Origin of the sequence: Fulvivirga aurantia (genome assembly GCF_009711475.1) — a bacterium.
Taxonomy (GTDB): Bacteria; Bacteroidota; Bacteroidia; order Cytophagales; family Cyclobacteriaceae; genus Fulvivirga; species Fulvivirga aurantia.
Window position 1 is genome coordinate 1 of record NZ_SMMD01000625.1, and the last position, 4,770, is coordinate 4,770.

The 4,770-nt window shown below is 38.1% G+C and carries 2 protein-coding genes and 1 pseudogene; all 3 read right to left on the minus strand.

Annotated elements, in window-relative coordinates:
- Window positions 1–279, minus strand: a pseudogene (locus E1176_RS20915) (polysaccharide biosynthesis protein); the annotation flags it as partial.
- A 7-nt stretch (window positions 280–286) separates the two neighbouring features.
- The gene (locus E1176_RS05960; RefSeq protein ID WP_155209649.1) at window positions 287–463 is read right to left on the minus strand and encodes a hypothetical protein; all 177 of its coding nucleotides are present in this window, start codon (window positions 461–463) and stop codon (window positions 287–289) included.
- 2 nt (window positions 464–465) lie between these two features.
- Window positions 466–4,695 (minus strand): T9SS type A sorting domain-containing protein, encoded by a 4,230-nt coding sequence (locus tag E1176_RS05965; protein WP_155209650.1) that lies wholly within the window; start codon window positions 4,693–4,695, stop codon window positions 466–468.
- Window positions 4,696–4,770: the final 75 nt, after the last annotated feature.

The window sequence follows — 4,770 nt, forward strand, 5'->3', positions numbered from 1 at the left end:
GTGGGTAATCAGTAGTGTATAGAGTACGCGTAACCCATCCTTCAATCCGGTATACCTTACAATACCTGCGTAACTCTTTGTAACGAAAAGAGCTATAAAACATGAGGTCATATTTAGTAGTACTCCCCACTCAAAACCGAATAATTTTACATCTGTAAAATTGAAGTTAAACCGCAGCAGAAACCCAAGAAATGTTGATACACCTACTATTAGAATATCTAAAATAACAATTACCCATCTTGGTAAGATACGGAGTTGAAGAAGGAACTTGGTAATCAAAAGCTTTTTACTTTTTTGCTTTTACAAATGATCTGATCCCCAGAGCAGCTCCAGCAGCAATGAGAATCTCTAAACCTGTTATAGGAACAGGGTTATCGGGGTCTCCCCCTGGATCCCCAGGTTGAGCATGCAAGCACAGACATACAGTCACTGATATGAGTAAAGTGGTTATGAGCTTCTTCAAAATCATTCTTTTACAATTCGCGATAAAATTACATCATCGTTTGTTATAACGCGAACAATATACACCCCTTTTGATAACTTCTGTGAATTAACCTCATATTCTTTTGTATTTAAAGCTTGAGTGTAAATCTTGTTGCCCTTAGTACCATAAATTTCAATGCTCTGGATTAATGACTGAGAAGAAATTTTAAACTTATCTTGAAATGGATTAGGGAAAATTACAAGTTCTTTAGTTAAATCTATATCTAAACCAGTAACCTCAAACTGCAAACTTGTTCTTGCTACACAGTCATTTAATATTACCTCTAATTCATAGAGCCCCGATTCCATAGGTAAAATTTCTTGAGTAGTGGCTATAGGTTCTCCATTTAAATACCATTGATTCCCTTCACTGTAATTAGATGCTAGTTTGTCGCCATCTATGGCTATTTCAGGATGTAATTCAAAGTCTGTTGTAATCTCAAGTGCAAATCTTTGATTTCCATAGCTAGACAAATCTGTTGAATCAATATTAAAAGTATAAGTGCTTTCTAAAAAGATATCTTGGTTCGTATCTAAATAATTATCATGTAACGAAATTTGGTACGGTGTTACAATTGACTCTAATTGTGAGAACTCTAAAGTATAAGATCCTGATGATACATCTTGTATATTTAGAGGCAATGAGGAAGAACATGTAAAACCTCCGATATAGTTAATTGCTAGAGAAATTGAGTCTTCTGTATAACTCGATATATCGAAACTTACATTATCAAGATTTGGAGTGTCTTTTGAATCATAGCCTAAAGTGGCATTATCATCGAATGATATAAATGCATTATCTGTGATAGTACCATTACTTAGTGAAACCTGAATAACTTCTTTTTCTGCTTCTTCTGTTCTGTAAAATGCACCTGTTGACGCTGTCTTTGCTTGCTCATTTACCGTAAGAATAGGAGCCACTGCATTTGCCCTCACCCAAAAAGCCTGAGCTGTAGCAATTTCTCCATTTTCAAGATCTCCCACAGACCCATCCCATGTTCTATAAATACCGCCTGCTCCATTATCCCTTACATGAATACCATTATCAACATTAGTGATAGTTCCTCCGGTACCACTTAATATATTATCCCAATCAATCGAAGACGGGAACGGGTTACCGACTAAATTCCAACCTTCATGAGTTGGCCCTTCTCCACTATCATTATAAGTTACGCCTAAATCTATATCAGTAACATTTGCTACATTCAGTGTTCCTGTCACATCAACTACGGTACTAGCCACGTCTTCTCTAATAAAAGCAGCATAACCACGACCAACTTCTATAGTATGAGTCGCTAGTGCTCCTGTGGTAGGGTGTGCTTCCCAACCGGTATCCGTTGTGCCGGGATTTGACTCATCATAAAGGTACAAAGATGGATTATTAGTTCTGATTCCCGGCCCTGTGCTAGGATCACTAAAAGTACCTGTAATAGGGAAATCATCTCTCCATTGTTCAAAGTTTGCACCTACTACGGGTGATGAAAGGTATCTGTAAATTCTTCCCTCTCCACTCATGAACCTTTGCACTGTAAAATTATTTACAAACGAGACTCCACTTGGAACAGCTCCAATGCTTCCATTTCCTGAGGCTGCATCAGATGTTGAAATAATCGTTAAGTTATCTTGTGAATCTATCGTTGCAGTACTTGACCCCGAAAAGGTCATTCTACCCCCTAAATTTAACTGACTAGTTATGGATACCGTTCCTGACGCTTTATTGACCGCAATATTATTAAACGTTGCTCCACCAGCTGCAATATTAGGGTCTGATGTAGTACCGAGTGTAACTGTGCCCCCATTGGCATTGAAAGTAGCTGATGCTGAAATTTGAATATTACCGTTAATATTTATATTGCCGGCTGGCATCGTAACACTAGACGTCCCATCTACCTGGAAGTTTACGAATGTCGCTGCACTACTTCCTCCAATAGTTGTAGTTCCATTAAAAATCACCAAGCCAGTATATGCATTAAGAGCACCCCCATTTCTAGTCCAATCTCCACCTACGGATAATGTGTTTGCTCCTATGGTAAGTGATCCAGTTTGTAGCGTTACGGCATTATTTACTTGTAATGATTGATCTAACACAACCGCTCCCGATGTTTGAATTGTCAAGTCTCCTAAAGCATCCGTAGTAGTTGGTGCAGGTATTTCGCTACCAGTTGTTTGTCCCGCATTGGTATAAATGATATCATAAAGTGCTCCCCCTGTAGTTTCAGGAGAATTACCCAGAAATACAGCATTCGAATTTTTAGTTAATAACGCATTGTCAGCCATAAACAAAGAAGCTGAATTAGTAAGCTCTCCGTTTAAAAGTGTTAGGGCATTATTTACTGTCAATGTACCTTGCAAAGCTGCTGTACCCGATGTATTTCTATTGAATGAGAGTGTTCCAATAGTGTTGGCGGTTGGATCAAATTGTAATGTTCCAAATGCCCCACTACCAGTTATATTTAATGTTGAAGAAGCATTAGATTGAATGTTCCCGCTACCTGTTATGGTGCCTGATAAATTCAAAGTTCTACCCCTAAAATCAAGATCTCCCTGAGTTATAGACAAAATGCCGGTTATTGTAACGTCATCTTCAAAAATCACTGATTCCCCCGCTCTATCGATTGTAAAATCATTTAAAGTTGGAGTTGCAGAAAGAAATGGGAAAGTACCAAATACACCTGTACCATTGACTATTATGTCAGAGTTAGAGGTCACAGCAATAGAACCTGCACCACTAACACTGCCTCGGAGAGTTAATAAATTTGACCCGACTGAAAGATTGCCTGCATTAAGCGTTAAATCATCACCTATGGTAACATTAGAAACTAAAGATACTCCATTGGCATTATTAATTTCTAATTGCACACCTGCAGTTGAAGGATATCCAGATCCTATAAATTGAGCAGCCAACCCATTGTAGACGATAGTTGATCCCGAAGTATATGTCTGTGTCCCCGTTACTCGAATATTTCCTCCACTTCCTGAGGTTTGAATAGCTCCAGAGGCAGCCGTAGAACCAACTCTTAACTCTGCATTGTTGGCCAAATTAAAGTCGCCAGAGGTTCCTAAAAAATTGTTATTTGCAATTGAGAGAATCGCACCTGATAAGATGTTCACATCTTGACCATCAAATAATTCATTCAGACTAGCAGTTAAGATTTGCTCACTTGATCCATTAAAATTAATTGTGTAATTACCTGTCCCAAAACCAGTTGTGATATAAGAAAAATTCGCCATTGATAAGTCTCCTCCCAAATTAACAACAGAATTGCCTACACCTGCTTGTGACATATCGATGAACCCTCCATTATCTAGGCTTACATCACCTGCTACATTTAATGTGACATCACCAGAGGCTCCAGATAAGACTAAATAAGGTGTATTGTTTGTAAGGATTGCCGAACCAGAAACATTTAATATATTACCAGTTCCAGTCTCTGAAACAATAAAATACTCTTCAACAATTAAATTTCCAGAAACATCTATTGTAGTATTTGAGCCGGATTGATCGAGAAAAACACCTATAAATCCAGTATTCAATAAATTAAGATTTCCATTTATTGTTGTTAACGACCCCGCAAGGTCTATGGGAGCAGTTTGGTTTACACAATTCCATGTAAAATTACCGAACCCTTGAGATAAATTAGCAGGAGCTGACCCTGCAGATGTATATCCAGTTATTTGACATGTAGAAGAAGTGTTCCACGTTGCCAACGGAATCGTACCAGCTGTTGATGTAAATTGATGATCGTATATAGAATTTGCTTCGAAAAATAATTTAGTTGGATTGAAACCATTCATAGTTCCAGAGTTATTAACTACACCATTAACTCGCATCCGCTTTATGAGCCCTCCGGCCATCGTCAATGTTCCTAAATTATTTAATGTACCTGTAGAAGAAATTGTTAACCTATCAGCTGGAGCTCCAGCAGCGGATATAGTTAAGGCACCTGTATTTTGAATAGTTAATGTCCCGTTGATAGTGACATTGTTAGTAAGTGTGACCGTATGTCCCGCTTGAATTGTAATTTCATCGCTCAAGGAGTTGGGAGCAACAGTAGATGGCGATTCTTCAAAGGTTCCATTTTGATCTGCATCACGCTCCCAAGTAGTGGCTGTGGACCAAGTTCCTCCTGTGATTGTTCTAAAATCCCCAGTTTGACTAAAAACCGCTGTTCCGCTTATAACAAAAACCAGTAATAGACTAAATATTTTCATATACTCTCAATAAATTCCTACAGTAAGTTACAAAATTAAACATTGACTTAGCAACATTCAATCATTTGGCATAAG

What these genes read in the sequence shown, in the direction of transcription:
- E1176_RS05965 (WP_155209650.1), bottom strand. Translation starts at nt 4,695, where the DNA reads ATGAAAATATTTAGTCTATTACTGGTTTTTGTTATAAGCGGAACAGCG.